Here is a 3,199-nt window from a genome sequence, read left to right as displayed (position 1 = left end):
TGACGGTGATGGCGTCCAGCGGGTGGGACCACGTCAGGTCGCCGGTGCGCGGGAAGGTCTCGCGGTGCCACGTGGCGCGCATCCCGGCCCAGGCGCAGTAGTCGTTGACGAACTGCAGTGCGGCCTGCTCCGCGGAGGTCCCGGGCAGGACGAGGTCGACCGCCGAGCCGATCGCCTCGAACACCAGTTGCGTGCAGATGTTGTCACTGGTCGCCATCATCTGCACCAGGCAGTCGCGCAGGCTCAGCTCGATCCCGGCCGAGAGGTTGCGCATGATCCCGGCCTGCACCCCGTCCCTGAGGTCCTCCGTGACGGTCAGCCGCCGGTCCAGACTGAGCCGCCCGGTGCGCACGAGGGCGAGGGCCGCGCAGAGCACGCCCACCTTGCGCGTGGAGAAGGAGGGGACCACGACGTCGGCGCGGCGCGAGAGCGTGAGGCCCCCCGCCGGCGTCGGGAGACTCCCGGCGGGTGCGGGCCGCGCGGCCCCCAGCACGGGCCCCCGCAGGTGGACCCGGTAGTGCAGTGCGAAGGGAACGGCGTCGGCCAGGGCGGTGAGGCGGCGCTCCAGCGCGGTCGGTTCCATGGGCCCATCTTAAGTTGTCCAGCTCACACATCCTTCGTACCGTGGAGGCATACCAACGAGAGGAACGCGTCATGCGTCGTCGTCCGGTCGCCCTCGTCGCGGCCACTGCACTGGTCGTCGGGATCTCCGCGGGCGGGACGGCTCCGGCCGCCGCCGTGCAGGCCGGACCGCAGGACGCCGGTCAGGGGCCGCCGACGTCCCAGGGCCAGCCGTTCCTCGACCGGCTGGACCTGCAGGAGCGCCTGGACCTGCAGGAGCGCCTGGAGCAGCGGGACCGCCCGGAACAGCATCGTCAGGCGCCGGGGACTGAGGTCCCCGGGCCCACGCACGGGGACGGGGACCGCGAGTCCCGGCAGCTCGAGCGCGCACTGGACCGGGCCGCCCAGGGACTGGTCGACGACGGCGCCGTCGGCGTGACGGCCCGCGTGGACTCTCCGGACTTCTCCTGGCGTGGCTCGGCCGGGCACCGGGAGATCGACCGCAGGCCGCAGGCGCGGCCGCAGGACCGGTTCCGCGTCGGCAGCATCACCAAGACCATGGTCGCCACGCTGGCCCTGCAGGAGATCGAGCGGGGGCATCTGGCGCTGGACACCAAGGTCGAGGACATCGTCCCCGGCCTGTTCCCCGGTCAGCCGGACGTCACCGTGGAGCACCTGCTCAGTCACCGGTCCGGCGCACAGACCGCCTCGGTGGAACTGATCGCCACCCGGATGACGGACCTGTCCGACTGGAACCAGTTCATCGCCGCCCTCGGCGAGGACTACACGCCGCAGGACCACCTGGACGTCGTCAACGCACTGCCCTGGCTGTTCGCACCGGGCACCGACTTCAGCTACTCCAACGCGGGGTACGTGGCCCTCGGCGTGGTGCTCGAGGAGGTGACCGGGGAGGACCTCGGGGACCTGCTGGAGGACCGGGTGTTCGACGAGGCCGGGATGCGTCACAGCTCCTTCCCGGACGAGCCCCAGCACGGTGGGCGGTTCCTCACCGGGGCCATGTGGACGGGAGGGACCGACGTCGGCGGTCTCGGCTGGCAGTCCCTGCGCGGGTTCGACCCGGACGTCTTCGACGCGGCCGGCGCCGTGGTCAGCACCACCCGGGACCTGAACCGCTTCGCCGAGGCGCTGACCTCCGGAGAGCTGGTCGACGAGGAGCTGGTGCAGGAGATGGTCACCCCGCGGACCGGGGACGTCGGCGGGTACGGGCTGGGGATCTACCGCGTGCCGGACCCCTGCACCGGGCCGGGTGAGGCACCGCAGTGGATCTACGGCCATGACGGGCTGACCTTCGGCACCGCGGCCCTGGTGTTCTCCTCCGCCGACGGCACCCGGCAGGTCTCCCTCGGCGCCACGGGCCGGGACATGACCAGTGCCCAGCCCTTGACCTACGACGTCAACGAGCTGCTGGGGCCGATGCTGGAGGCGACCTGCGAGTCCTGAGGACCCGCCCGCGGCGGGGAGGCCCCTTGAGGGTCAGTCGTCGCACTCCGTCTCGAAGGTGAGTCCACTGCCCGGGTCGTAGTGGACCAGCAGCACCTCATCGGGTGCGGAGCCCTGACTGATCAGGTCGGCGCGATAGTCGAAGGTGTAGTCACCCAGGGCGAAGACCTCGCTGTGGCTCTCCTCGAGGACGTACTCGTTGCCCTGGTCACCGACCGCCGTGCCCCGGGCATCGCCCTCGACGCTGATCGACCAGTCGGGCTGGATCTCGTAGGCGGCGTGGAGGGTCCCCTCCCCCCGGATGGTTCCCCCCTCGCAGTCGTCGACAGTGAAGGAGAACGGTTCGACGCGTTCGGTGGCGGCGTTCGCGGCGCCGGCCGGGGCCAGCAGGCTCAGGAAGAGGGCCGCGGGGACAAGGGTTCGGAGGACTGCACGCATGATGACCTACCTAGGACACGGCTGAAGGGCTCTGTGGATGGAGGACGTGCATCGCGAGGGCGTGCACGGACGGGGCAGCATCACTGCCGTCTCACCGCGGTTGAGAAGCCACCCTAGGACCATGGTCGAGAGATGCGGAAGGGATCAGCGCCCCGTGCCGTGGCCCCGGCTGCGTGGGCTCACCCCGGCTCGGGCTGGTCACCCGGCCCCGGTGCACCCTGCGCGGCCGCGGCGTGGACCACGGTCGTGATCAGCCGGGCGGCCGTCCGGGCCGTGCGGCCGTCGACGTCGTACCGCGGATTGAGCTCGACGACGTCCAGCACCGCCGTCCTGCCGCTGGCTGCCACCTGCCGGCAGACGGCGTGGATGACGTGGACCGGCACGCCGAACCCGGCCGGGGCGCTCACCCCGGGGGCGACGGCGGCCGGCAGCACGTCCAGGTCGACGCTCAGGTGGACGACGTCGGCCCGGCCCAGCGCGTCCTCGACGAACGCCGCGACGCTCTCGGGCCGGTCCGCGCAGTCCTCGTCGGTGAGGTAGTGGACCCCGAGGCGCTCGGCGGTGTCGAACAGCGCCCGGGTGTTGTTCGGTGGGCTGATGCCGAGCACCGCGTAGTCGAGGGGGCGTCCGGCGGCGGCCTCGGCCTCGGCGATCTGCCGGAACGGCGTTCCCGAGGTGGCCCGGTCCGCGGCCCGCAGGTCGAAGTGCGCGTCGAGGTTCAGGATCCCGAGCCGGCCGC

At 72.1% G+C, this 3,199-nt stretch carries 4 protein-coding genes; 1 reads left to right on the top strand and 3 read right to left on the bottom strand.

Annotated elements, in window-relative coordinates; all coding sequences use genetic code 11:
• Positions 1–583: serine hydrolase (locus PLJ28_RS15420; RefSeq protein ID WP_324590397.1), on the bottom strand; the 583-nt coding region annotated here is incomplete at its 3' end.
• Between the two features lie 71 nt (positions 584–654).
• Between PLJ28_RS15420 and PLJ28_RS15415 the strand changes: the two genes are divergently transcribed.
• On the top strand, positions 655–2,022 hold the full coding sequence (locus tag PLJ28_RS15415; protein WP_324590396.1) for a serine hydrolase domain-containing protein: 1,368 nt from the start codon (positions 655–657) through the stop codon (positions 2,020–2,022).
• A 33-nt stretch (positions 2,023–2,055) separates the two neighbouring features.
• Here the strand turns inward: PLJ28_RS15415 and PLJ28_RS15410 are convergent, their stop codons facing one another.
• Both PLJ28_RS15410 and PLJ28_RS15405 read right to left on the bottom strand, forming a co-directional pair.
• Positions 2,056–2,460, bottom strand: a complete 405-nt coding sequence (locus PLJ28_RS15410; protein WP_324590395.1) for a hypothetical protein — start codon at positions 2,458–2,460, stop codon at positions 2,056–2,058.
• A 179-nt stretch (positions 2,461–2,639) separates the two neighbouring features.
• Positions 2,640–3,199, bottom strand: a 560-nt coding sequence (locus tag PLJ28_RS15405) for an arginase family protein (protein WP_324590394.1), incomplete at its 5' end; no start/stop codon positions are given.

Source organism: Citricoccus sp. (genome assembly GCF_035445025.1).
Taxonomy (GTDB): Bacteria; Actinomycetota; Actinomycetes; order Actinomycetales; family Micrococcaceae; genus Citricoccus.
Note: the sequence above shows the minus strand (reverse complement) of the source record. Positions and strands in the feature narration are given on the sequence as shown.

What these genes read in the sequence shown, in the direction of transcription:
- PLJ28_RS15415 (WP_324590396.1), top strand. Translation starts at nt 655, where the DNA reads ATGCGTCGTCGTCCGGTCGCCCTCGTCGCGGCCACTGCACTGGTCGTC.
- PLJ28_RS15410 (WP_324590395.1), bottom strand. Translation starts at nt 2,460, where the DNA reads ATGCGTGCAGTCCTCCGAACCCTTGTCCCCGCGGCCCTCTTCCTGAGC.